Source organism: Enterobacter cloacae complex sp. SHL021 (assembly GCF_049237765.1).
In the GTDB taxonomy this organism is placed as follows: domain Bacteria; phylum Pseudomonadota; class Gammaproteobacteria; order Enterobacterales; family Enterobacteriaceae; genus Enterobacter; species Enterobacter cloacae.
Map to the genome: position 1 here is coordinate 41,282 of NZ_JBMKJG010000021.1, position 24,753 is coordinate 66,034.

At 54.6% G+C, this 24,753-nt stretch carries 17 protein-coding genes and 1 tRNA gene; 8 read left to right on the forward strand and 10 right to left on the reverse strand.

Annotation, left to right across the window (positions count from 1 at the left end; translation table 11 throughout):
- Nucleotides 1–57 precede the first annotated feature (57 nt).
- From ACOTZF_RS19380 to ACOTZF_RS19390, 3 genes are all read left to right on the forward strand, one after another.
- Nucleotides 58–285: a YejL family protein gene (locus ACOTZF_RS19380; RefSeq protein WP_001135586.1), complete on the forward strand. Its 228-nt coding sequence runs from the start codon at nt 58–60 to the stop codon at nt 283–285.
- A gap of 19 nt (nt 286–304) precedes the next feature.
- A complete protein-coding gene (yejM, locus tag ACOTZF_RS19385) occupies nt 305–2,065 on the forward strand; it encodes an LPS biosynthesis-modulating metalloenzyme YejM (protein ID WP_020690103.1) in 1,761 nt (586 codons plus the stop codon).
- Nucleotides 2,066–2,137: 72 nt separating this feature from the next.
- Nucleotides 2,138–2,214: transfer RNA gene (locus ACOTZF_RS19390), tRNA-Pro, on the forward strand.
- 89 nt (nt 2,215–2,303) lie between these two features.
- On the opposite strand, the gene ACOTZF_RS19395 is transcribed toward ACOTZF_RS19390, so the two are convergent.
- Nucleotides 2,304–2,564: a DUF2534 family protein gene (locus tag ACOTZF_RS19395; protein WP_013097997.1), complete on the reverse strand. Its 261-nt coding sequence runs from the start codon at nt 2,562–2,564 to the stop codon at nt 2,304–2,306.
- A gap of 202 nt (nt 2,565–2,766) precedes the next feature.
- On the opposite strand from ACOTZF_RS19395, the gene eco reads away from it, so the two are divergent.
- The gene (gene eco / locus ACOTZF_RS19400) at nt 2,767–3,276 is read left to right on the forward strand and encodes a serine protease inhibitor ecotin (RefSeq protein WP_029883097.1); all 510 of its coding nucleotides are present in this window, start codon (nt 2,767–2,769) and stop codon (nt 3,274–3,276) included.
- 135 nt (nt 3,277–3,411) lie between these two features.
- Here the strand turns inward: eco and mqo are convergent, their stop codons facing one another.
- Entirely contained in the window at nt 3,412–5,061 is a 1,650-nt protein-coding gene (gene mqo, locus ACOTZF_RS19405; protein WP_020690675.1) for a malate dehydrogenase (quinone), read from the reverse strand.
- Nucleotides 5,062–5,249: 188 nt separating this feature from the next.
- Between mqo and ACOTZF_RS19410 the strand changes: the two genes are divergently transcribed.
- Nucleotides 5,250–6,539 carry a SulP family inorganic anion transporter gene (locus tag ACOTZF_RS19410; protein ID WP_127869154.1) on the forward strand — a complete coding sequence of 430 codons (1,290 nt, stop codon included), beginning with the start codon at nt 5,250–5,252 and terminating at the stop codon, nt 6,537–6,539.
- Here the strand turns inward: ACOTZF_RS19410 and mgtE are convergent.
- The 6 genes from mgtE to ACOTZF_RS19440 form a co-directional block, all read right to left on the reverse strand.
- Entirely contained in the window at nt 6,502–7,938 is a 1,437-nt protein-coding gene (gene mgtE / locus ACOTZF_RS19415) for a magnesium transporter (RefSeq protein WP_013098001.1), read from the reverse strand. The two genes, ACOTZF_RS19410 and mgtE, sit on opposite strands and share 38 nt — an antisense overlap.
- Nucleotides 7,939–8,086: 148 nt before the next feature.
- Nucleotides 8,087–9,730, reverse strand: a complete 1,644-nt coding sequence (locus tag ACOTZF_RS19420) for a multidrug ABC transporter permease/ATP-binding protein (RefSeq protein WP_029883099.1) — start codon at nt 9,728–9,730, stop codon at nt 8,087–8,089.
- Nucleotides 9,731–9,799: 69 nt separating this feature from the next.
- Nucleotides 9,800–10,456: a DNA oxidative demethylase AlkB gene (alkB, locus tag ACOTZF_RS19425; RefSeq protein ID WP_129317574.1), complete on the reverse strand. Its 657-nt coding sequence runs from the start codon at nt 10,454–10,456 to the stop codon at nt 9,800–9,802.
- Nucleotides 10,456–11,514, reverse strand: coding sequence for a bifunctional DNA-binding transcriptional regulator/O6-methylguanine-DNA methyltransferase Ada (gene ada, locus ACOTZF_RS19430; protein WP_094084902.1), 1,059 nt, complete (start codon nt 11,512–11,514; stop codon nt 10,456–10,458). Before ada ends, alkB begins: the two co-directional genes overlap by 1 nt.
- Before the next feature lie 72 nt (nt 11,515–11,586).
- Complete coding sequence (gene apbE, locus ACOTZF_RS19435; protein WP_040022407.1) at nt 11,587–12,642, reverse strand: FAD:protein FMN transferase ApbE; 1,056 nt, start codon at nt 12,640–12,642, stop codon at nt 11,587–11,589.
- Nucleotides 12,643–12,757: 115 nt separating this feature from the next.
- On the reverse strand, nt 12,758–13,873 hold the full coding sequence (locus ACOTZF_RS19440; protein ID WP_023619744.1) for a porin OmpC: 1,116 nt from the start codon (nt 13,871–13,873) through the stop codon (nt 12,758–12,760).
- 741 nt (nt 13,874–14,614) lie between these two features.
- On the opposite strand from ACOTZF_RS19440, the gene rcsD reads away from it, so the two are divergent.
- Entirely contained in the window at nt 14,615–17,287 is a 2,673-nt protein-coding gene (gene rcsD / locus ACOTZF_RS19445; protein ID WP_023619743.1) for a phosphotransferase RcsD, read from the forward strand.
- A 16-nt stretch (nt 17,288–17,303) separates the two neighbouring features.
- Nucleotides 17,304–17,954: a response regulator transcription factor RcsB gene (gene rcsB / locus ACOTZF_RS19450; protein ID WP_003859405.1), complete on the forward strand. Its 651-nt coding sequence runs from the start codon at nt 17,304–17,306 to the stop codon at nt 17,952–17,954.
- Nucleotides 17,955–18,042: 88 nt separating this feature from the next.
- Here rcsB and rcsC read toward each other — a convergent pair whose 3' ends face one another.
- A complete protein-coding gene (rcsC, locus tag ACOTZF_RS19455) occupies nt 18,043–20,889 on the reverse strand; it encodes a two-component system sensor histidine kinase RcsC (protein ID WP_020690666.1) in 2,847 nt (948 codons plus the stop codon).
- 135 nt (nt 20,890–21,024) lie between these two features.
- Nucleotides 21,025–23,661, reverse strand: coding sequence for a DNA topoisomerase (ATP-hydrolyzing) subunit A (gene gyrA / locus ACOTZF_RS19460; protein ID WP_129252154.1), 2,637 nt, complete (start codon nt 23,659–23,661; stop codon nt 21,025–21,027).
- A 146-nt stretch (nt 23,662–23,807) separates the two neighbouring features.
- Between gyrA and ubiG the strand changes: the two genes are divergently transcribed.
- The gene (gene ubiG, locus ACOTZF_RS19465; protein ID WP_020690665.1) at nt 23,808–24,536 is read left to right on the forward strand and encodes a bifunctional 2-polyprenyl-6-hydroxyphenol methylase/3-demethylubiquinol 3-O-methyltransferase UbiG; all 729 of its coding nucleotides are present in this window, start codon (nt 23,808–23,810) and stop codon (nt 24,534–24,536) included.
- The last annotated feature ends 217 nt before the right edge of the window (nt 24,537–24,753 follow it).

Genomic DNA, 24,753 nt, shown 5'->3' on the forward strand with positions numbered 1-24,753 from the left:
AAAAAGCTGTTGCTACGGTAATATGTTGCCCTTTCATCAACAAACTGATTTTGATTTATGCCACAACATTCCCGCTACAGTGATGAACACGTTGAACAATTGCTCAGTGAGCTGGTCAACGTACTGGAAAAACATAAAACACCGACCGATCTCTCCCTGATGGTTTTGGGAAATATGGTCACCAACCTTATCAATACCAGCGTTGCTCCGGCTCAGCGTCAGGCGATCGCCAAATCTTTCGCCCAGGCTTTACAGTCTTCCGTTAGCGACGACCAGGCCCATTAAGGGAAACGAACAACAGTTTATGGTGACGAATCGTCAGCGCTACCGTGAAAAAGTCTCCCAGATGGTCAGCTGGGGGCACTGGTTTGCCCTGTTCAACATTCTGCTGGCGACGCTTATCGGCTGTCGTTATCTGTTTGTCGCAGACTGGCCGACGACGCTAACCGGGCGTATTTACTCCTGGATAAGCGTTGTAGGGCACTTTAGCTTTTTGGTTTTCGCCACCTATCTGCTGATCCTCTTCCCGCTGACGTTTATCGTCATGTCGCAGCGTCTGATGCGATTTTTATCCGCCATCCTTGCAACGGCAGGGATGACGCTGCTGCTTATCGACAGTGAAGTGTTCACCCGCTTCCACCTGCATCTCAATCCCATCGTCTGGGAGCTGGTGATTAACCCCGATCAGAACGAAACGGCCCGTGACTGGCAGCTGATGTTTATCAGCGTCCCGGTGATCCTTCTGATAGAGATGCTGTTTGCCACCTGGAGCTGGCAAAAACTGCGCAGCCTGACCCGCCGACGCCATTACGCAAAACCGGTGGCCGCGATCTTTTTCGTCTCCTTTATCAGTTCGCACATCATGTATATCTGGGCGGATGCTAACTTCTATCGCCCGATCACCATGCAGCGTGCGAACCTGCCGCTCTCTTATCCAATGACGGCGCGTCGTTTCCTTGAGAAGCACGGCCTGCTGGACGCGCAGGAGTACCAGCGTCGTCTGATTGAGCAAGGGAATCCGGAAGCGGTTAGCGTGCAGTATCCGCTGAGCGATCTGCGCTATCGCGATATGGGACGCGGACAGAACGTCCTGCTGATCACCGTCGATGGTCTGAACTACTCCCGTTACGAGAAGCAGATGCCCGCGCTGGCCGAGTTCGCCAGCAAGAACGTGACGTTCACCCAGCATATGAGCTCCGGCAACACCGCCGATGCGGGCATTTTTGGCCTGTTCTATGGCATTTCAGCCGCCTACATGGACGGCGTGCTTTCTGCGCGCATTCCTGCAGCGCTGATCACCGGGCTCAATCAGCAAGGATATCAGTTAGGGTTGTTCTCCTCAGACGGCTTTAACAGCGCGCTGTACCGCCAGGCGCTGCTGTCTGATTTCTCCCTGCCAGCCGCAGAAAGCCAGTCGGACGAGCAGACCGCCAGTCAGTGGATTAACTGGCTGCAGCGTTATGCGCAGGAAGATAACCGCTGGTTCTCCTGGGTTGCCTTTAATGGCACCACACTCGATGACAGCAATCAGAAAGGCTTTGCGCGCCGCTACAGCCGTGCAGCAGGCAATGTTGATGACCAGATTAGCCGCGTGCTTGATGCCTTACGCGAATCCGGCAAGCTCGAAAACACCGTGGTGATCGTGACGGCAGCCCACGGCGTACCGCTGGGCGACGAAGCGAAGAGTATGAGCTGGTCGCGGCCGAATCTGCATGTTCCGCTGGTGATCCACTGGCCGGGCACCCCCGCTCAGCGCATTAACATGCTCACCGAACATAAAGATGTGATGACCACGCTGATGCAACGGCTGCTGCACGTCAGTACACCGGCAAATGAGTATTCACAGGGGCAGGATCTCTTCAGCGCCACGCGTCGCCACAACTGGGTCACGGCAGCGGGCAATGATACGCTGGCGGTCACCACGCCAATGCTGACGCTGGTATTGAACAATAACGGAAACTACCAGACGTATAATCTGCAGGGTGAACGGCTGAAAGACCAGAAACCGCAGTTGAATCTGCTGCTACAGGTTCTGACGGATGAGAAACGGTTTATCGCTAACTGATTAATTATAAACCAGTTAGCCTCAGATTCCCTTGCATTCAAAACGGAATCGAGTAGTATTCATTTCATGCGTCGGCACGTAGCGCAGCCTGGTAGCGCACCGTCATGGGGTGTCGGGGGTCGGAGGTTCAAATCCTCTCGTGCCGACCAAAACTATTTAAAAACCAGCCATATGGCTGGTTTTTTTGTGCACAAAAAAAGCCACCCCGCAGAATGGCTTAGTTATCGCATATCGGCGCTTAGTGCTTGTCGCGACCGCCAAGGAAGAAAATACCCAACGGAATGGCAAGCAGGACGGTGAACACCAGGCTGTAAACGAAGATCATCGCCGACTGCAGGACATACATGCTGGTCGTCCACGCAGAGAGTGGAATGTTGTACTGTTCGATGACGCCGACAATGGTTGCCCGGCCCACGCACGCGGCCGCAATCATAAACACAACCAGCAGCGCCAGGAGGAACTTACGGCCTTCAGGTGTTTTCAGTTTTGCACGAATCATCTCTCTTCCCTTTACAGATGAATAACATTATGTATGCCTTAAAATAACACGATCTGCCGCCAGACTCCACCGAAGTACAAACCACCACAAAAATGGCACTGCATTAGCTCATTACACTGCTTTTATTGAAAATGTAAGTAAATCACGCTAATCATACATGGGCGTTATGCTAATCTCTTCAGGATGGTTTTGACATAAAGGAATGACTGTGAAAAACGCACCTAAATTTGCCCTTGCCCTGATCGCCGCCGCGTGCGTCAGCACCAGCGCCTTCGCAACTGAAAGCCAGAAGGTGCAACCTCTGGAAAAAATCGCGCCTTATCCGCAAGCGGAAAAAGGCATGAAGCGTCAGGTGATCCAGTTACCGGCTCAGCAAAATGAAGCGAATTTCAAAGTGGAACTGTTGATCGGCCAGACGCTGGAAGTGGATTGCAACCAGCATCGTCTCGGCGGACAGCTGGAAAGCAAAACGCTGGAAGGCTGGGGCTACGACTACTTTATCTTTGATAAAGTGACGTCACCGGTTTCCACCATGATGGCCTGCCCGGATGGCAAGAAAGAGAAGAAATTCGTGACCGCGTATCTGGGTGATAACAGCCTGTTACGCTACAACAGCAAGCTGCCAATCGTGGTGTATACGCCGGAAAACGTGGAAGTGAAATATCGCGTGTGGAAGGCGGATGAAAATATCGGACAAGCGGTAGTACGTTAAGAATAAGTCGGGTGGCGGCTTCGCCTTACCCGACCCGGAATGGGTGTGCTCTGGTGCCCTCACCCCAACCCTCTCCCACCGGGAGAGGGAGAAAACACTAAAAACGGTAACGGATGTTACCGTTTTGCTTTTACCTTACAGCGCGATATCCGCCACCGGTTTGTTTTCTGCCTGCGGCTTCAGCTCCGCTTTTGGTGCAGCATCAGCAGCCTGCGGCTTAACGTATTGCAGTTGCAGTACGCGGCTGGTGTATTCCAGCTCCTGCTCCGTCGCGTCCACGTTACCGTTCAGCTTCGTTCCGTAGGATGGAATAATCGTTTTCAGCTTCGCCTGCCATTCCGGCGTGGCGACTTTATCTTTAAACACTTTTTCCATCAGGTGCAGCATGATAGGTGCAGCGGTAGAGGCACCAGGGGAAGCCCCCAGCAGGGCGGCAATAGTGCCGTCTTTATCGCTTACCACTTCGGTACCCAGACGCAGCACACCGCCCTCTTTCGGATCGCGTTTGATGATCTGTACGCGCTGACCCGCCTGCCACAGACGCCAGTCTTCTTTCTTCGCCTGCGGATAGTACTCTTTCAGCGCCTCGAAGCGTTCTTCATCAGAAAGCATCACCTGACTAATCAGGTATTTCACCAGATCGAAGTTATCCAGACCGACATCCATCATTGGCTTCACGTTTGAGGTGGTGGTTGCGCTCAGCAGATCCCACAACGAGCCGTTTTTCAGGAACTTAGTGGAGAAGGTTGCAAACGGCCCGAACAGCACCACACGCTTACCATCAAGCATACGGGTATCGATGTGTGGAACGGACATTGGCGGCGCCCCCACGGAGGCCTGACCATACACTTTTGCCAGATGACGGTTCACCACTTCCGGGTTTTCCGACACCAGGAACTGACCGCCCACCGGGAAGCCCGCGTAGTCGTCCGCTTCCGGAATACCGGACTCCTGCAGCAGTTTCAGCGCCGCACCGCCCGCACCAATAAAGACAAACTTTGCCTTGATGACGTGCTCGGCTTCGTTGTTTTTCAGATCGGCAACGGTCACGCTCCAGCTGTTGTCAGCGTTGCGCTTAAAGCCACGCACTTCGGTGCTGAGCTGCAGATTGAAGTTCTCTTTTTTCTTCAGAGAGGCCACCAGCTGACGGGTGATTTCGCCATAGTTGACGTCAGTACCAATCTCAGTACGGGTTGCCGCCACCTTCTGGTTCGGGTCACGACCTTCCATCACCAGCGGTGCCCACTCTTTGATCTGCGCGTGATCTTCAGAATATTTCATGCCGCGGAACAGCGTGCTCTGCTGCAGCGCCGCGTAGCGTGCGCGCAGGAAGTTCACGTTCTGCTCGCCCCACACAAAGCTCATGTGCGGCACGGTGTTGATGAAGGAGTGCGGATCGTGCAACACGCCGCTGTTCACCTGGTGAGACCAGAACTGGCGAGAAATCTGGAATGCTTCGTTGATCTCTACCGCCTTCTCGATACTAATGGAACCGTCCTTTTTCTGCGGCGTATAGTTCAGTTCCATGAGTGCCGAATGTCCGGTACCGGCGTTATTCCAGCCGTTTGAGCTTTCCTGCGCCACGCCATCGAGGCGCTCGACCATGGTCATTGACCAGTCCGGCTGAAGCTCTTGCAGATAGGTTCCCAGCGTGGCGCTCATGATGCCGCCGCCAATTAAAAGGACGTCCGTTTCCTGCTCTTTTGGTGCGTCAGCTTTCGCCGCCATGGAGACGGTGTTCAGCCCCACGGCCAGAGAAAAGAGCATGGCAGTCATTTTTTTCATAATTTTGCCTTAGTTGAGTAGTGCTTGAAGCGTGGAAATTGCAGGTGAAAAAAGCTGCGGGGGGAACGGTAGCAACTTTTAAATATTGTTTAAAGGTTACGAAATTATTGTAATTGTGAAATTTAATGATGGATTGTTTGTAGGGGATTGCCGGATGAAACTGGCAAGGCGCGGTATTTCTGGTTACTATGCTGCACTTTGTGATCGCGCGCACGGAAGCCCGCCCTAATCTGCGAATTGTTATGTCATTACCCCATGCTTCTCTTTCCCGTGAAGACCAGGTCGCCACGGTGCTGCGTTCCCCTCAACTGCTGCTACGCGAAACGCTGGCAGGCGTAATTACCGCTCTGGCCCTCATTCCTGAGGTGATCTCCTTTTCCGTGGTCGCAGGCGTTGACCCAAAGGTCAGCCTGATTGCCTCTGTGGTGCTGTGTCTGACCCTTTCAGCGTTCGGCGGTCGTCGTGCGATGGTCACAGCAGCTGCGGGCTCCGTCGCGCTGGTGATTGGCCCGATGGTGCATCAGCACGGCGTGCAGTACATCCTGCCGGCGGTCCTGATGGCGGGGATAATCCAGATTCTGTTCGGCGTGCTCGGAATGGCGCGCCTGATGCGCTTTATTCCCCAGTCGGTGATGACCGGCTTCGTAAATGCGCTGGGATTGTTAATTTTCTTCGCGCAGGTTCCCCATTTCTGGAGCCGCAGCCCGCTGATTGTGGGTCTGTTCGTGCTGACGCTGCTGATTGTGCTGTGGGTGCCGCGTTTTGTTAAAAGCATCCCGTCACCGCTTATTGCGATTGTATTGCTCACCCTGTTCACCGTGACCAGCGGACAGGTTCTCCCGACGGTGGGGGATGAAGGTTCTATGAGCAGTGGTTTGCCAGGGCTGACACAGCTGCTCGTTCCGCTGAACATGGAAACGCTCAGCATCATCTGGCCATGCGCGCTGAGTATCGCTTTTGTCGGCCTGCTGGAATCACTGCTGACGGCAAAACTGGTGGATGAACTGACCGCGACGACGTCCAGCAAACGCCGTGAAAGTATCGGCCTCGGCGCAGGGAATATTCTTGCCGGGTTGTACGGCGGTATCGCGGGCTGTGCCATGATCGGACAAACCATCGTCAACGTGGAGATGGGCAAAGGTCGCAGTCGCGTCTCAACTTTTGCAGCGGGCATGGTGCTGCTGGTGCTGGTCACCGCCCTCAGTGAGGTGATGGCAAAAATCCCTATGGCCGTTCTGGCCGGGATCATGGCGATTGTTGCCATCAAAACGTTTAACTGGCACAGCCTTCAGCCTGCCACGTTAAAAAGCGCGCCCATTGCCGAAACGGTTGCGATGCTGATTACCGTTGCAGCAACGGTTTCAACCGGTAACCTGGCCATTGGCGTGCTGGGCGGGATTATTGTGATGGCATTGCTTCCCGCCCGGCTCAAGCGTCGGCTTAAAGAAGAAAAATCGTTGCAAGCCCAAGAAAAATAAAGAAACCGCCGGTATCGGTGATGGCGGTAATCATCACGCTCGACCCCACCGCGGGGTCGCGCCCCAGTTTGGTCATCGTCAGGGGGATAATGACCCCCATCATGGAGGCCACCAGCAGATTCAGCACCATCGCCAGCATCATCACCCCGCCTAACGCCATATCATCGTACAGCCACCAGGTGATGCCGCCCATAATGCCGCCCCACACCAGGCCGTTAATCAGCGCCACCCCCATCTCCCTGAAGATCAGGAAGGCGAAGTTACCCGGCTGAATGTTCTCCAGCGCCAGTGCACGGACGATCATGGTAATGGTCTGGTTGCCGGTGTTGCCGCCAATGCCGGCCACAATCGGCATCAGCGAGGCCAGCGCGACCAGTTGTGAAATGGTGTGTTCAAAGCCGTCGATCACCCGTGAGGCGATAAATGCAGTGCAGAGGTTAATGGCGAGCCATGCCCAGCGGGTTTTCACCGCCTTGCCGACGGAGGCGTGGACGTCATCTTCGGCGCTGATCCCGCCGAGCGCACGTAAATCGTTATCGGTCTCTTCGTAGACCACGTCAACGATCTCATCGATGGTCAGACGCCCCATCAGTTTACCCACAGAATCGACGACCGCCGCGCTCACAAGGTCGTCACGTTCGAAGGTACGGGCCGCTTTTTCCGCGTCGTCTTCCGGGGAGAAGACCATCGGCTCGGTTTCCATCACCTCACTCACCCGCCGCTGGGTGCTGTTGAGCAGGATCGTTTTAAGCTCCAGCTCGCCAAGCAGGGTTTTATCCCGGGAGGTGACGAACAGCTTATCGGTGTTGTCCGGCATGCTGCCCAGGCGACGCAGATAGCGCTGCACCGTACCGAGAGTCACATCCGGGCGTACCATGATGACGCCAAACTCCATAATGGCGCCCACGCTGTGTTTGTCATAGTGCATCACCTGACGCACGCGTGCCCGCTCTTCCGCAGGCAGCGAAGCCAGCAGTCGCCCGGTCAGGTTTCGCGGCAGGTGCTGAACGAGGTAAATCTGCTCGTCAATGTCCAGCGTCTGCAGGGCATCGAGGATATCCCGGTCGCTCATCTCATCAATGAGATCGTCCCAGACGTTTTCAGAGGCTTCCAGCAACACCTGCCCGCGCTCGTGATCCTGCACCAGCCGCCACAGGGCGTGACGCTCTTCGGAAGGGAGGGCTTCCAGGGTATCCGCCAGATCCGGCGGAGGTAAATGAGCAACCAGCGCACCTACCTCAGCAATATCGTCGGCCAGCGTGCCGACATCATATTGCTCAGCCAGGGTCAGTTTGCCCAGTAACGCAGAGGTGACCGCTTTATCCGTCGTGAGGAGCCAGATGAGACGCGCACGTTCCTGGTCGCGCTGCCTGGCACTGTTTTTCTTTAAAACCGACATTAATCATAAATCCATGAAATAAGTTGGCTTTAAGCATAGCGCGGAGATATGTAAATAAGAATAAACAACGGGGCGGGATGGAGAAAAAATCGGCATAACATTCACGATTTATCCCCTCTCCCTGTGGGAGAGGGTTAGAGTGAAGGCTTCAAGCCGTGCGCGCCACCGCATCGCGAGACGCCGCATCGCGCTCTTCACCGGTCAGTTCGCTCAGCTTGCCGTCACGCATCTCCAGCAGCCGGTCGGCGTGAATGAAGTAGTGATCGTCATGGCTGATGGCAAAGATGGTTTTGCCCATCGCCTGCATCAGCGGCAGCAGCACCTGGTAGAACTCGCGGCGGAAATGCGGGTCCTGATCCGCTGCCCATTCGTCCAGCAGGATGATGTCGCGCTCTTCCGCCAGGGCCAGCAGCAGCGCCACGCGCTTTTTCTGGCCTTTCGAGAGCTTCAGGTTGAGGATCTTGCCGTCCTGCAGCTCAAGCTTGTGCGACATCTGCAGATGCGCCAGCCACTTCTCCACCAGCGCCGGGTTAGCCTGTTGCCCTTCCGGCCCCAGCAGCTGGTCGAAGAGCCAGACATCGGTGAATACCGCCGAGAACAGCTTGCGATAATCCTCAGGCTTCTCTGCGCTGAGCGCGCGGCCATCCAGCAGAATGTCACCCGATTGCGGCTGATATAACCCCGTCAGCAACATCGCCAGCGTCGATTTCCCGCTGCCGTTACCGCCAATGAGAAACAGCAGTTCGCCGCGATGAATCGTCAGATTGACCGGCCCCACGGAAAAGGCGTTGTCCTGGTAGCGGAATGTGACGTTACGCAGTTCCAGCGTTTGCCAGTTCGGGAAGGCCTGAGGGCGCGGGAACTCGGCTTTGAACGGCGCAAGGTCGAACTTTTTGAGCTTATTAAATGCCACCTGCGCACTCAGCAAGGTGGGCAATGCACCGACGGCAGAGAGCAGCGGTGTGCGCAAAAACAGCAGCGTCAGGGAGTAAGTTGCCGCTACATTGGTATCGGCCCAGCCCAGGCTGTTGGCCATCCAGAAGACCAGGCCAATCGCGCCCAGCATCATAATGTTCGACCAGTTAACCGCGCTCAGGTGGAAGGTATCGGCACGGATAATATGGTGCCGGTATTCACGCGCGTCCGGGATGTAGAGGTTGTTGAAGATATGCTCGGCACGCTCGCGGTTAAGGGTCAGCTCTTTACGCCCTTCCAGTACCGTCTGGTAATCGTTATAGAGTTTGTCCTCGGTTTCACGCAGTACCGCCATGTGTTTGTAGACGCGGGAAACCAGCAGAAAACCACCCCAGATGGTGATAGTAATCCACAGTGCCGTAACGGCCAGCATCTTGCTGGAGAGCCAGGCGAGATAGGCCGCCGAGCCAACAGTCAGGATAATGCCCTGCACCAGCTCCGGCAGACGGACAAACGCAATGGTGATGGCGCGCACGTCGCTGGTCAGTCCCGCCAGCAAAGAGGCACTGCCGAGCTGCTCGACGCGCTCCACCTGGGTATCCAGGATCCGCTTGATAAACTCGCTGCGCAGGCGGAAGACGAAATGATGCCCGAGGGCCGTCAGCGCCAGCTGGGAACCCAGCGTGACCGCCATCAGCAGCAATAACAACCCCAGAAATTCCGGCAGAACGGACAGCGAGGTGTCGACCATTTCGATCAAACGCACGTTGATGAAGGCGATAAGACCAATACCTAATGCGGCGCTGGCAAGGCTTAGCGCCATTACCGCAATAAAGGGCCAGCGATACTGACGCCAGACAAGAAGAAGTAGTTGCATGCAGGCAATCCGGACAATAAAAATCAGCCAGCAGTGTAAACTGCCCTGCGTTTACATCAAGAATAATTCTTATTTTTGTTTGCCTGGCGCGGTCTGGCGGAAAGTCAGGTTAAAGCGGAACTCGCCCGTCTGCGGATGGACGCCAGGCTTCAGTGGCTGAATGCCGTGGTAATAGAGCCGCGACTCCCTGCCCCACACCACCACATCCCCATGCTCCAGCATCAGACGCTGGAGAGGATCGTTGCGGCGTAATCCGCCGAACTGGAATATGGCGGGCAGCCCCAGGGATACCGAGACGATCGGCGCACGCAGATCGGGTTCATCTTTATCCTGATGCAGCGAGAGTTTCGCCCCAACGCCATAGCGGTTGATAAGACAGGCATCCGGTTGAAAATCGGGATAGGTGGCCTCGACGACGGCATCATGGCAGAGCGCCTGAAAAACCGCAGGCATGGGCGGCCAGGGCTTGCCGGTGACGGGATCGTCCGGGGCATAGAGATAGCCCCGTTCGTTGGTTGCCCATCCTGCCGTACCGCAGTTGGTCATCGCCACCGACATGGTGTAGCCGCCAGGCGTCACCATATGTCGGAATGGCGAAACGGCCGCGACGTCCTGGATCCCGGCCAGCAGCGCCGAGGCCCGGGAGAGTGCAAACCGGCGCAGGATCACCGCGCCAGGCGCTAGCGGCTCCTGCCAGGGTTCTGCATCCGCAAAGAGATCGAGCATTATCCCTCCTGATTCCTGGACTCACGTTTCAATAATAGCGCCTTTCGTTCCGTCCCCCAGCGATAGCCCGAAAGCGCTCCGTCCTGGCGTACAACACGATGGCAAGGGATGACGATCGCCAGTTTATTTGCGGCACACGCTGCGGCCACCGCACGTACCGCGCCAGGTTTGCCAATCGCCTGCGCCACCTGCTGGTAGCTGGCTGTTTTACCGCAGGGAATATTGCGCAGGGCCTGCCAGACCTGCTGCTGGAAAGCGGTTCCGCGAATATCCAGCGGCAGAGCCAGCGGCACGCCACGGTTATCGATGGTATGGATAACCTGATCAATACGTCGGGCAAATTCGCCTTCCAGCGGCGCGCGCTCCGCGTCCGGAAACAGCGACAAAATCTCCTGGGTGACTTTGGCATCATCATCGCCCAGCAATATTGCGCAGATCCCCCGCTCGCTTTCACCCACCAGACAGCGGCCTAAGGCACACTCGCTGATGGCATAGCGCACTGCGACATCCCCTTTTCGGTACTGCTTTGCCGTCATGCCCAGCGCGTCGTTGGCTTTACGATAGTAGCTGCTGCTGTCCGGAAACCCTGCCGCCAGCACGGCATCGGTTATTTTATCCCCGTGGGCGAGCGCATTGCGCAGGCGCTGTCCTCGCGCTGCCTGCTGCCAGGCTTTTGGCGTCATCCCGGTTACGGATTTAAACAGGCGGTGAAAATGGAAAGGACTCATGGCAACCTGCTGCGCCAGCATTTCCAGCGTTAACGCGGGATCCTGCTCCAGCAGGCGGCAGGCGCGCTCCACTTTTTCCAGCTTCTCTTCCTGCGGGTCGCGTTTGTCCGGTCGGCAACGCTTGCACGGCCGAAACCCTGCCTGAACAGCATGGTGCACATCGGGGTAAAAGTGGACATTTTTACGCAGCGCGTGTCGGGCGCGACAGGACGGACGACATACGATCCCTGTCGTCTGGACGGCAAAGACAAATTGTTCGTCAGCACGCGGATCGCGGGCCAGCACGGCCTGCCAACGATCCTCATCGGTCATATAAGTCGGGTTTTTCATCATCGGCTCCTCTTACAAGCATACCTACAGCTTGCCTGAGCGCCAGCAATCAAAAACCCGCAACCTTGCTTTTTAATTCTTTTCGCTCACCAGGAAGCTGTCGAACTGCGGTGAACTCCAGGTCTTAAAGCCGTCGGCCTCTTTGGTGATCATATACACCGCCAGCCCTTGCTGGCGAACCACCTCTTTGGCTTTCTCAGTACCGAGCACCATTAACCCGGTATCCCAGGCATCGGCTTCCAGCGCCGTCGGGGCAATCACCGTAACCGAGACCAGATTATGCGTAATAGGTCGCCCGGTCTGGGGGTCAATAACATGCGAGATCCGCTTCCCGTCGAGCTCGTAATAGTTACGGTAGCTGCCGGAGGTGCTGATGCCATGGCCGTTAATATCGACAATCGCCTGCACCGCATTTTGCTGGTCGGTCGGTTTTTGAATCGCCACACGCCACGGTTTGCCGCTGGCGTTCATCCCCCGGCTGACCAATGCGCCACCCACGGAGACCAGATAACGCGGGATGCCTTCCTGAGCCATCAGTGCGGCCAGATGATCCGCCGCATAACCTTCCCCGACTGTCGACAGGTCAACAAACAGGTCGGGGATGTCTTTTTGCAGATACTGTTGCCCGTACTGGTTGATCACCGTCAGGTGCTGAAGCCCTGTCCGGGCACGGGCGTCGTCAATGGCCGCCTGATCGGGGGTGGTCACCGGCTGCTTATTTGGGCCGAATCCCCAGAGGTTAACTAACGGCCCCACGGTCACGTCCATCGCACCGTGGGTTTTATAGCCCACGCGCATCGATTCGGTCACGATATCGGCCATCTCCTCGCTCACCGGCCACAGGGACGTGCTGGTAGAGAGGTTAAAGCGCATCAGCGCCGAGTCGTTTTTGTAGGTGGATAGCAGCTGATCGTCGGCATCCAGCTGAGACTGAATTTTGCCGCGAAGTTCTTCTGCGCGTGCTTTATCAAGGTTCATTACGCTGACGCGCCAGAATGTCCCCATCGTTTTGCCTTCCAGCACCGTCGCCGCTGGCGCGTCGGTGTGTGCCGCTGGCGTGGAAGAGTCACATGCGGTCAGGAAAAAAAAGGTTGCCAGGACGCTGGCGCGTAAAAAAGTCATGTCCATTCATTATTATCCTCATGCCAGGGCGGCAAGAGTACACCAAAACGCGGGAATTGAAAGGCCTTAAAAAAGGCAATAAAAAGGGGCCAGCCGGCCCCTTTGTTACACTGAAAAGCGATTAGAACTGGTAAACCAGACCCAGTGCTACGATATCGTCAGTGCTGATACCTGCGTTACGGGTGAACTCTTTGTCATCCAGCAGGTTGATTTTGTAGTCCACGTAGGTAGACATGTTTTTGTTGAAGTAGTAAGTCGCACCAACATCAACATATTTCAGCAGATCCTGATCGCCGTAACCTTCAATGTCCTTACCTTTGGACTGCAGGTATGCCACGGAAGGACGCAGGCCGAAGTCGAACTGGTACTGAGCAACCACTTCGAAGTTCTGCGCTTTGTTAGCAAAGCCGTAAATATCGCTGCTGCTCTGAGAGTTGCCGAAACGGGTTGCGTTGTAGGTCTGGGAGTATTGCGCCGCCAGGTAGATGTTGTTGGCGTCGTATTTCAGACCACCAGAATAGACTTCAGCGCGATCGCCTTCGCCTTTCAGCGCAGGGTTAGCGGTGTTGTTCTGGTCAGCAGTACGTTTGGAAGAAGACATTGCACCACCGATGCTGAAGCCTTCACCCAGGTTATAGGTCAGGGATGCACCGTAACCGTCACCGTTCTGTTTCAGGGTGCTGCGGCCGGTGTCGTTTTCACCGCTTACGCTGCCGTTTTTACCCTGATACTGCAGAGCAAAGTTCAGGCCATCAACCAGACCGAAGAAGTCCTGGTTACGGTAAGTTGCTACACCGTTAGCACGGGATTGCAGGAAGTTATCTGAACCATAAGTGTCGCCGCCGAATTCTGGCAGAACGTCAGTCCAGGAGGTTACGTCGTAGATCACGCCATAGTTACGACCATAATCGAATGAACCCGCGTCAGCGAATTTCAGACCCGCGAACGCCACACGCGTCCAGGCCTGGTTGTCGCTTTCAGTCGTGTTACCCTGAATCTGGTATTCCCACTGGCCGTAACCGGTCAGTTGATCGTTAACCTGAGTTTCGCCTTTGAAGCCAAGACGCATGTAGGTCTGGTCGCCATCCTGACCGTCGTCATCAGAGAAATAGTGCAGACCATCGACTTTGCCGTACAGATCTAATTTGTTGCCGTCTTTGTTATAAATTTCAGCCGCATTTGCTGCGCCTGCTACCAGCAGTGCTGGTACCAGGAGGGACAGTACTTTAACTTTCATTTTATTAACCCTCTGTTATATGCCTTATTATTACCACTGCTTACCGGTTAACCCTCTTAACCAGTCGGCAATTTCATTCTCCTCAAAATTACAGAATAATCCAACAGGAATATGATACGAAAACTTTGAAAATGTTTCATTTCACTATCAAGATGTTTCAATTTGTAAACATCAAGGAACTTTTACAAAGCACAAAGCGCTTAGAAAATTAGCACTAATAATCAAGCGAAAATATATGCTCATATAAATCAATCGCTTGCGATAAAGAAAATTACAGCACTGAATGACAAAACAAGATCGTGCGTAATCACTAAAATAACTCTCGCTATCATCATTAACTTTATTTATTACCGTCATTCAGCTTTGAATGTCTGTTTATCCCTAATTCAACCGAATGCTTCGCATTCGGTTTTTTTTTACCTTTCTTTACGTAATTATTCTTTTTTTGTGCTACCGCACAGAAATCATAACGACTATTAACTAAATTCACCTGAAACCCCTCCCGCATAAAACGCAACGCAACAAATCATAATTTCTTGTTTATTCGTGCTATTCTCTGTCTGATATCGAGCGTAATCTGTACATTCACCTCGGGTATGTACACATTTAATACAGACCATTCAGTAGTACTCACAGAGGAAAAAGTCGCGTGTTCAAAGGCTATGAGGCTGGAAATTCAGTTATTACCCTTTATACTGCCCTATCGCCATAAAGCACGGCCATTACGGGTTAAACATATCAATGAGTCAGACTGAAACTACCGCCCCGAGCAAATTCTCCCTTCTCCCCGGGAGCATCACCCGTTTCTTTCTTCTTTTGATCGTTGTGCTGTTGGTCACGATGGGGGTTATGGTTCAGAGCGCGGTGAACGCCTGGCTGAAGGATAAGAGCTATCAGGTCGTTGATATCACGCATGCCGTGCACAAGCGCATTGACACCTGGCGCTACGCCACCTGGCAGATTTACGACAATATCGCAGCCGCCCCGGCGACATCCTCAGGTGAAGGGCTGCAGGAAACGCGCCTGAAACAGGACGTTTACTACCTGGAAAAGCCGCAGCGCAAAACGGAAGCGCTTATTTTCGGCTCGCACGACAGCGCGACGCTTGAGATGACGCAGCGCATTTCAACCTATCTCGATACCCTCTGGGGTGCCGAGACGGTGCCATGGTCGATGTACTATCTGAACGGTCAGGATAACAGCATGATCCTGATCTCAACCCTGCCGCTTAAAGATCTCTCCTCGGGTTTTAAAGAGACGACCGTGGGCAGCATTGTCGATTCCCGCCGGGCAGAAATGCTGCAGCAGGCGAACGCCCTTGATGAACGCGAAAGTTTCTCTTCCCTGCGCCGTCTGGCCTGGCAAAATGGCCATTACTTTACCCTTCGCACCACCTTTAACCAGCCAGGACATCTGGCGACGGTTGTGGCGTTCGATCTGCCGATTAACGATCTGATCCCGCCGGATATGCCGCTCGACAGCTTCCGCCTGGAGCCGGACAGCAGTACCCAGAACATGCGTGCTGCCTCGGATAAAGAGGCCGCAGAAAGCGTTTCTATCTCCTTTAACGGCTCGAAGATTGAAATTGCCTCTTCGCTGAACTCAACCGGTATGCGCCTGGTGTGGCAGGTGCCGTTTGGCACGCTGCTGCTCGACACCCTACAAAATATCCTGTTACCGCTGCTGCTGAATATTGGGCTACTGGCGCTGGCGCTGTTTGGCTACAGTACGTTCCGTTTCCAGCCCGGGCGTCAGAGCGATGCCTCAACGGTCCCGGCCGGAACCAGTAATGAATTGCGCGTATTACGTGCCCTGAATGAAGAAATCATCTCAGTACTGCCGCTGGGTGTGCTGGTTCACGACCAGGAAGCCAACCGCACGGTGATGAGCAATAAAATTGCCGACCATCTGCTGCCGCATCTTAACCTGCAGAACATCACCACCATGGCGGATCAGCATCAGGGGGTGATTCAGGCCACCATCAATAATGAACTGTACGAGATCCGTCAGTTCCGCAGCCAGGTCGCCTCCCGCACGCAGATCTTCATTATTCGCGATCAGGATCGCGAAGTGCTGGTGAACAAAAAACTGAAGCAGGCGCAAAGACTGTATGAGAAAAATCAGCAGGGTCGCGCCGCGTTTATGCAAAATATTGGTGATGCCTTCAAACAGCCATTAAGAACGCTGGCGACGCAGGCGGCGGCGTTGAGCACGCCTGAAAGCCAACAGCTGGCAAGCCAGGCGGATTCGCTGGTGCGGATGGTGGATGAGATCCAGCTCGCGAACATGCTTGAGAACGACTTCTGGAAAGGCACGCCGACCCTCTTCTCGATTCAGGATCTGATTGACGAAGTAGTGCCGGAAGTTCTGCCGGTGATTAAGCGCAAAGGTCTGCAGCTGCTGATCAACAACCACCTGCCGGCCAACGACGAACGTCACGGCGATCGTGAGGCGCTGCGTCGAATTCTGCTGATGATTATTCAGTACGCCGTCACCACCACGCAAATTGGCAAAATCACGCTTGAGGTCAATACCGACGAGTCCGCGGAGGATCGTCTGACGTTCCGTATCCTCGATACCGGTGAAGGCGTCACAACCAGTGAGATTGATAATCTGCACTTCCCGTTCCTGAACGATACCCAAAGCGATCGCTACGGTAAGGCCAATGCCCTGACCTTCTGGCTGTGCGATCAGCTGGCGCGTAAGCTTGGCGGCCATCTGAACATTAAAGCCCGTGAATCGCTTGGCACCCGTTATTCGCTGCACGTAAAAATGGCCGCCAATCCTCAGGAAGAAGATGAAGAACGCCTGCTGGACGATGTGGTTGTGATGGTGGATGTGACCTCGAACGAGATCCGCAATATCGTGGTACGCCTGCTGGAAAACTGGGGTGCGGCCTGCATCACGCCGGATGAAAGACTCTCAAGTCAAGAATTTGATCTGTTTTTAACTGATAATCCGTCTAATCTTACTGCCTCCGGCTTGCTTTTAAGCGATGATGAGCCAGGCGTGCGAAAAATCGGCCCAGGCCAGCTGCGCGTCAACTTTAATATAAGCAATGCGATGCAGGAAGCTGTACTACAACTAATAGAAGAGCAACTGGCGCAGGAAGAGATAGCGGAATCCCCGTTAGGCGGCAATGAAAATGCCGAGCTTCACGCCAGCGGATATTATTCACTCTTTGTTGATACAGTACCAGATGATGTTAAGCGGTTGTATACTGAGTCCGCTGCGAATGATTTTGCAGCGCTGGCGCAGACAGCACACCGGCTTAAAGGGGTGTTTGCCATGCTTAATCTGGTTCCCGGCAAGCAGTTATGTGAAACGCTGGAACATCTAATTCGTGAGAAAGATGCCTCTGGCATTGAAAAATACATCAGCGACATTGACGCCTACGTCAAAAGCTTGCTGTAGCAAGGTAGCCTAATACATGAACAATATGAACGTAATTATTGCCGATGACCATCCGATTGTACTGTTCGGTATTCGCAAATCACTTGAACAGATCGAGTGGGTGAATGTAGTCGGTGAATTTGAAGACTCTACAGCACTGATCAATAACCTCCCAAAACTTGATGCACACGTGCTCATTACCGATCTCTCCATGCCTGGAGACAAATACGGTGATGGGATCACGCTCATCAAATATATTAAACGTCACTTCCCGGACATCTCGATCATTGTTCTGACCATGAATAACAACCCGGCGATTCTGAGCGCCGTGCTGGATCTGGATATCGAAGGGATTGTACTGAAACAGGGCGCACCAACTGACCTGCCTAAAGCGCTGGCTGCGCTGCAGAAAGGCAAAAAGTTCACCCCTGAGAGCGTCTCTCGTCTGCTGGAAAAAATCAGTGCAGGTGGCTACGGTGACAAACGCCTGTCGCCAAAAGAGAGCGAAGTTCTGCGTCTTTTCGCTGAAGGTTTCCTCGTGACCGAGATTGCCAAGAAGCTGAACCGCAGTATTAAAACCATCAGTAGCCAGAAGAAATCAGCCATGATGAAACTGGGCGTGGACAACGATATCGCGCTGCTGAACTATCTCTCCTCCGTGACGCTGAGCGCGACGGATAAGGATTGATCCAGAACGGGTGTGCGTTCTGATGCCCTCACCCCGTCCCTCTCCCACGGGGAGAGGGTGAAAAGTAAAAGGCCCTTACGGGCCTTTTTTATGTCCGCGTTTTTCTCACGCGATCCGCGTAAATCGACAATGTCTGCTTTAATACGTCCAGCGTAACCGGTTTCGACAGACAGCTGTCCATTCCTGACTCCAGGCAGCGCTGTTTCTCTTCCGCCAGCGCATTCGCCGTGACGCCAACCACCGGCAACGTCAGACCAAGCTGGCGGATACGCTGCGTCAGACGATAGCCGTCCATATTGGGCATATTCACGTCGCTGAGAACGATATCAATATGGTTTTTACTCAGCACATTCAGCGCATCCACGCCGTCATTAGCGGTCTTACATTGATAACCCAGCGAGCCCAGCTGGTCAGCCAGCAGGCGACGGTTAATCGGATGGTCATCCACGACCAGAATCATCATATCGTCGTTCACCGACGCCAGCGATTCCGGTGACGGGAGGGTCGCCGCGCCATCGTTCTCTTCGAGCTGCACGCTGTAGATGCGCGCCAGCAGCCCCAACAGCTCATGTGGCGTCGCCACACTGTGAACCCACTCGCCCGGCGCACGCTCAACCGGAATACCGATGTGACGACGACAGAACATCACCACGCCCCTTCCCTGCCACGGTTGCGCCAGCGTGTCATCGGTGATCAGCACATCGTCCACGTCCGGCGTCTGGCCTTCATAACGGGAAACCCGCACGCCGCTGTGGTTCAGCAGTGCCGTCAGATAATCATTCAGCGAGGCGTTGTGTACCGCCAGCCAGCAGCGCTTATCGCTCAGGCCGTCAACCGTCGTTTTCGCCGGATACTGCGCAGAATAGAGCGGAATACGAATGGTGAACTGGCTGCCCATACCGGGTTCGGTATCCACCGAGATATCGCCGTCCATCATGCTGACGAGCTTCTCACAAATTGCCAGCCCCAGCCCGGTCCCCTGGAAGTTACGCTGCACGCCGGTACCAACCTGGAAGAACGGGTCAAACAGACGAACCACTTCCTTCGCCGGGATCCCAACGCCAGTATCACGCACACGAATGCTCAGGTAGTCCCCTGCCCGGCACACATGCAACACGATACAGCCGATGTCGGTGAACTTGATGGCGTTACTGAGCAGGTTCGAAATGACCTGCTGCAGACGCATAGGATCGCCATGCAGCGTCAGCGGTACGTCTGGCTCAATAAAGCAATAGAGACCCAGCTGTTTACGTACCACCAGCGGCAGATAGTTGGCGCTGATGTGGTTCATCACCTCGCGCGGAGAGAACTCGCGCGGTTCAATTTTCAGCTGCTCGGACTCAATTTTCGAGAAGTCGAGAATGTCGCTGATGATTTTCAGCAGCAGGCTTGAAGAGTTGTTCATCGCCGTCACCAGGCGATCAACGCCTTTCGGCAGCTCTTTGGTTTGCAGCAGATCGAGGTTGCCGATAATCCCGTACAGCGGCGTACGCAGTTCGTGACTGACGGTGGCAAGGAACATGGATTTCGACTGGCTGGCCTGCTCTGCCGCCTGGGCCATCTCCTGCAAAGACTCTTCCATCTTCACACGTGCTGAGACATCCACCAGCACGCAAATCGCCACGTTTTCATTGCGATAGCGCGAATGCACGAAGCTTATCTGTAAGTTGGTGTGGGTGCTGGTCAGCACGTCGACAAAATTCACCTGCTGACCACAGATAATTTGCGTCAGCCTTTGCCGGTCCTCGTGCGTCAGCATGTTCAGGTAGTTATGCGCCAGTTCATTACTGAGGATATTGGTGCCGTCCTGGGTGCGCAGGATACAGATCCCCACCGGTGCGGAGGCAACAATCTTACGGTTAAACTGCTCGTGTTCCTCCAGACGCTGGGCATCGCTTTCAGCGGGGATAAAAATCTTCCGCTCATACATCCGCGCCAGGGTAAACAGCGCGCCACCGGCCAGCACGTTCAGCAGGATGGCATTCATGATAAGAATACGGATCCGCTCAAGCACCATATCCACCGGCAGGGAATAGACAATACTCAGCGACGATGGCGGTAAGCTTTTCTTCAGCACCAGCTCACGGAATCCTGAGGTATAGCCAAACCACGAACGCTCCTGCATCCAGTGCGGATCGACGTTCAGGCGATTATCCGGCCCGGTGAGTGAAATCAGGGGATGGCCGTTCTCATCCAGAATGGTCACTCCCATCGGCAGACTGCCCGGCGTGAAGAAGTTTTCCATGCGGATGGTCTGTTCAATGCCCAGCAGCGCCTGCAGGCGATTGCCCAGATAAACCGGCGTCAGCGCATAGAAATAGCCCACACCCATGCGCGGCCCCTGGCTTATCCAGAAGATGTTATTCCCGCGCTCGTCCTGCGGCGCATTGCGGTATTTCAAAATGCGTTCATGCAGGCTTTTCAGCGCATCATCACGTTCGACGGGCACATCACGCAGGCCAAAGTCGGCCATGCAGAGGTTTTCGCTGCCAATCAGGAACACGCGGTTCAGGTCATAGGCGGCGGAGAAGTTGTCGCGCCAGTAGCGCATAAACCAGGAGAGCGATTCCAGGGAACCGCGCCAGGTGTTGCTCATGGCGGAGCAGTCGGAATCCGGGAACAGCGGCTCGAAATCCGGTACTTCGGTTTTGTCATTACGGCCGCGGATGGCAAGAATACCGTTTTCCGCCGTCAGGCGATTTTCGGCAATGTACTTCAGCTCCTTCATCACGTCGGAGGTGCGCTGAATATAGCGCTGGGCCTGATCGGAACTTAGGTTAAATTCCTGACGGATCTCCGCTTCTTTCTGGTGCAGCGCGTTAACGATGTAAAACACCGAGGACAAGGCCACCAGTAACCAAAGCAAGAGCGCCAGCGCCCGAAACAGATAGCGAGAGACTTTCAGCGTGGTTCGAAAGGAGACGAGGTATTTCAAAGGGGCGAGGCTCCGCCGTCGGGGTCAAAAAGAATGTGGTTAAGGTAGCGGTAAACGCGGCTTGTCGCAACGTTGACTTGTCTGCATCTGCAAAAGAAAAGGGCCGGAATCCGGCCCTTTATGCGTCAGGAGACATTACTCGTCAGCATCATCCGCTGCATCATCGTCGGTGTCCACTTCCGGTGCGATATCATCATCACCTTCCGCGACGCTACCGTCGATGGAGTCGAGCTCTTCGTCGTCCACTGGCTCAGCAACACGTTGCAGACCCACCACGTTTTCATCTTCCGCCGTACGGATGAGGATAACGCCCTGGGTATTACGACCCACCACGCTAATCTCCGACACGCGGGTACGCACCAGCGTACCGGCATCGGTGATCATCATGATCTGGTCGGCATCGTCTACCTGCACCGCGCCCACAACGGAACCGTTGCGCTCGGTCACCTTGATAGAGATAACGCCCTGCGTGCCACGCGACTTGGTTGGGTATTCCCCTTCCGCGGTACGTTTACCGTAACCATTCTGCGTCACGGTCAGGATAGCCCCTTCCCCGCGCGGAATAATCAGAGAAACGACGCTGTCTTCGCCCGCCAGTTTGATACCGCGAACGCCCGTTGCGGTACGACCCATTGCGCGGACGGCGTCTTCTTTGAAGCGCACCACTTTACCGGCTGCGGAGAAGAGCATGACTTCATCTTTGCCTGAAGTCAGATCGACGCCAATCAGCTCATCGCCTTCGTTCAGGTTCACCGCGATGATACCGGCAGAACGTGGACGGCTGAACTCGGTCAGCGCGGTTTTCTTCACGGTACCGCTGGCGGTCGCCATAAAGACGTTCACGCCCTCTTCGTACTCGCGTACCGGCAGAATGGCAGTGATACGTTCGTTCGCTTCCAGGGGCAGCAGGTTAACGATCGGACGACCACGTGCACCACGGCTCGCTTCCGGCAACTGGTAGACCTTCATCCAGTACAGACGACCCCGGCTGGAGAAGCAGAGGATGGTGTCATGGGTGTTCGCCACCAGCAGACGGTCGATAAAGTCTTCTTCTTTAATACGTGCCGCAGATTTGCCTTTACCACCACGACGCTGTGCTTCGTAGTCAGTTAACGGCTGATACTTCACGTAGCCCTGGTGAGACAGGGTCACAACAACGTCTTCCTGGTTGATCAGGTCTTCGATGTTGATATCTGCGGAGTTGGCGGTGATTTCGGTGCGACGCTCATCGCCGAACTGATCGCGGATCAGCTCCAGCTCTTCGCGGATCACTTCCATCAGGCGCTCTGCGCTGCCCAGAATGTGCAGCAGTTCAGCGATCTGCTCCAGCAGCTCTTTATATTCGTCGAGCAGTTTTTCATGCTCAAGGCCGGTCAGTTTCTGCAGACGCAGATCCAGAATCGCCTGGGCCTGCTGTTCAGTCAGGTAGTACTGACCATCACGCACGCCGAATTCAGGTTCCAGCCACTCAGGACGCGCGGCGTCATCACCGGCACGCTCCAGCATTGCCGCAACGTTGCCCAGATCCCACGGACGGGAAATCAGCGCGGTTTTCGCTTCCGCCGGGGTTGGCGCGCGACGGATCAGCTCGATGATCGGGTCGATGTTGGCCAGCGCCACAGCCAGTGCCTCAAGGATGTGGGCACGGTCACGCGCTTTACGCAGTTCGAAAATGGTACGACGGGTCACCACTTCGCGGCGGTGACGGACAAACGCGCTCAGGATCTCTTTCAGGTTCATGATCTTCGGCTGACCATGGTGCAGTGCAACCATGTTGATACCGAAGGAGACCTGCAGCTGAGTCTGGGAGTACAGGTTGTTCAGCACAACCTCGCCCACCGCGTCGCGTTTGATTTCAATCACGATGCGCATACCGTCTTTATCAGACTCGTCGCGCAGCGCGCTGATGCCTTCAACACGTTTTTCTTTTACCAGCTCGGCGATTTTTTCAATCAGTCGCGCTTTGTTCACCTGATACGGGATCTCGTGAACAATGATGGTTTCACGGCCGGTTTTGGCATCTGCTTCCACTTCGGCGCGGGCACGGATGTAAATCTTGCCGCGACCGGTGCGGTACGCTTCTTCAATACCACGACGACCGTTGATGATGGCCGCCGTCGGGAAGTCCGGGCCCGGGATGTGTTCCATCAGCCCTTCAATGCTGATGTCTTCATCGTCGATATAGGCCAGGCAGCCGTTGATCACTTCGGTGATGTTGTGCGGCGGAATGTTGGTCGCCATCCCTACGGCGATACCGGACGAACCGTTCACCAGCAGGTTAGGGATCTTCGTTGGCATGACGTCAGGAATTTTTTCCGTGCCATCGTAGTTATCAACGAAATCAACCGTCTCTTTTTCCAGGTCGGCCATCAGCTCATGGGCAATTTTCGCCAGACGGATTTCCGTATAACGCATTGCCGCGGCGGAGTCGCCGTCGATAGAACCAAAGTTACCCTGACCATCTACCAGCATGTAACGCAGCGAGAAAGGCTGCGCCATACGAACGATGGTGTTGTACACCGCGAAATCACCATGGGGATGGTATTTACCGATTACGTCACCAACGACACGGGCAGATTTTTTGTAGGCTTTATTCCAGTCATTGCCCAATACGTTCATGGCGTATAGTACGCGACGGTGTACCGGCTTCAGGCCATCGCGGACGTCCGGCAGCGCACGGCCAACAATGACCGACATCGCATAGTCCAGATAGGAGCTCTTCAGCTCTTCCTCGATGTTAACCGGTGTAATTTCTCTCGCAAGGTCGCTCATCTAACCGCTATCCCTCTACTGTATCCCGGATTCAAAGGTCGCAAATTATAACACAGCCGCGGTGATACAGGTAAACCTATACGCTTTATTCACAGGGATTGCCTGATATACTCATTCGTCTTGCTAAATAAGGAGTAAAAGCGCCCATGAATGCCGAAAAATCCCCGGTGGCTCACAACGTAGACCACGAAGAGATTGCCAAATTTGAAGCGGTGGCGTCCCGCTGGTGGGATCTCGAAGGTGAGTTCAAACCTCTGCATCGCATCAACCCGCTGCGTCTGGGCTATATCGCGGAGCGTTCCGGCGGTCTGTTCGGTAAAAAAGTGCTCGACGTCGGCTGCGGCGGCGGCATCCTGGCAGAGAGCATGGCGCGCGAAGGGGCCACCGTCACCGGCCTGGATATGGGTTTTGAACCGTTGCAGGTTGCCCGTCTGCATGCGCTGGAGTCCGGGATTCAGGTGGAGTACGTGCAGGAAACCGTTGAAGAACACGCGGCAAAACATGCGCACCAGTACGACGTGGTCACCTGCATGGAGATGCTGGAGCACGTTCCCGACCCGCAGTCCGTCGTCAACGCCTGCGCAAAACTGGTGAAACCGGGCGGCCAGGTCTTCTTCTCGACCATCAACCGTAACGGCAAAGCCTGGCTGATGGCCGTCGTCGGCGCAGAGTATGTACTGCGCATGGTGCCCAAAGGTACACACGACGTGAAGAAATTCATCAAGCCTGCCGAGTTACTGGGTTGGGTTGACCAGACGTGGCTCAAGGAGCAGCACATCACCGGTCTGCACTACAATCCGCTGACCGATAAATTCAAACTCGCCCCGGGCGTGGATGTTAACTATATGTTGCACACCACCGCCAAAAACGACTAACGTCATCCATTATTCTTATAAAGAATGCGCGACATCATGTTGCGCAATTCTGACCTCCCGTTGAAGAAATCAGCACTCGATCAAATTTTGAATTTTTTTTCTTAATTATTGACATCTCTTCCAGGCCTTACAGCATGAGGACTTAGCCTTTTTTACCCTTTCACAACCTCAATTTAACGTCAAAATCAACCCTTGTACTGAAAAGAATCCTTACTAG

Bases quoted from the DNA above. Each gene is read 5' to 3' on its own strand.
- ACOTZF_RS19380 (WP_001135586.1), top strand. From the start codon at position 58: ATGCCACAACATTCCCGCTACAGTGATGAACACGTTGAACAATTGCTC.
- mgtE (WP_013098001.1), bottom strand. From the start codon at position 7,938: ATGTCGGTTTTAAAGAAAAACAGTGCCAGGCAGCGCGACCAGGAACGT.
- ACOTZF_RS19395 (WP_013097997.1), bottom strand. From the start codon at position 2,564: ATGATTCGTGCAAAACTGAAAACACCTGAAGGCCGTAAGTTCCTCCTG.
- apbE (WP_040022407.1), bottom strand. From the start codon at position 12,642: ATGGACATGACTTTTTTACGCGCCAGCGTCCTGGCAACCTTTTTTTTC.
- ubiG (WP_020690665.1), top strand. From the start codon at position 23,808: ATGAATGCCGAAAAATCCCCGGTGGCTCACAACGTAGACCACGAAGAG.
- yejM (WP_020690103.1), top strand. From the start codon at position 305: ATGGTGACGAATCGTCAGCGCTACCGTGAAAAAGTCTCCCAGATGGTC.
- ACOTZF_RS19420 (WP_029883099.1), bottom strand. From the start codon at position 9,730: ATGCAACTACTTCTTCTTGTCTGGCGTCAGTATCGCTGGCCCTTTATT.
- ACOTZF_RS19410 (WP_127869154.1), top strand. From the start codon at position 5,250: ATGCTGCACTTTGTGATCGCGCGCACGGAAGCCCGCCCTAATCTGCGA.
- gyrA (WP_129252154.1), bottom strand. From the start codon at position 23,661: ATGAGCGACCTTGCGAGAGAAATTACACCGGTTAACATCGAGGAAGAG.
- eco (WP_029883097.1), top strand. From the start codon at position 2,767: ATGACTGTGAAAAACGCACCTAAATTTGCCCTTGCCCTGATCGCCGCC.
- rcsD (WP_023619743.1), top strand. From the start codon at position 14,615: ATGAGTCAGACTGAAACTACCGCCCCGAGCAAATTCTCCCTTCTCCCC.
- mqo (WP_020690675.1), bottom strand. From the start codon at position 5,061: ATGAAAAAAATGACTGCCATGCTCTTTTCTCTGGCCGTGGGGCTGAAC.
- ada (WP_094084902.1), bottom strand. From the start codon at position 11,514: ATGAAAAACCCGACTTATATGACCGATGAGGATCGTTGGCAGGCCGTG.
- ACOTZF_RS19440 (WP_023619744.1), bottom strand. From the start codon at position 13,873: ATGAAAGTTAAAGTACTGTCCCTCCTGGTACCAGCACTGCTGGTAGCA.
- alkB (WP_129317574.1), bottom strand. From the start codon at position 10,456: ATGCTCGATCTCTTTGCGGATGCAGAACCCTGGCAGGAGCCGCTAGCG.
- rcsB (WP_003859405.1), top strand. From the start codon at position 17,304: ATGAACAATATGAACGTAATTATTGCCGATGACCATCCGATTGTACTG.